Consider the following 202-nt stretch of genomic DNA (forward strand, 5'->3'; position numbering starts at 1 on the left):
AATACTAATAGATCGAGGACTTAACCATATAATATGAAGCAAATGTTATCTAGTTTTGAGAGAACATAAAAAAACTTGTTGACATTTTAAATGAATCAAGTATAATAATGATTGTCTCAAATGAAATAAGTCTGGTAATGATGGCAGAGAGGTCACACCCGTTCCCATACCGAACACGGAAGTTAAGCTCTCTAGCGCCGAT

The 202-nt window shown here is 34.7% G+C and carries 1 rRNA gene; it reads left to right on the forward strand.

The features are described 5' to 3' along the window. Window positions 1-130 precede the first annotated feature (130 nt). Window positions 131-202, forward strand: a 5S ribosomal RNA gene (gene rrf, locus JDS96_RS31705); the annotation flags it as partial.

The organism is Bacillus cereus group sp. N21, from assembly GCF_016483395.1.
GTDB lineage: Bacteria > Bacillota > Bacilli > Bacillales > Bacillaceae_G > Bacillus_A > Bacillus_A pseudomycoides.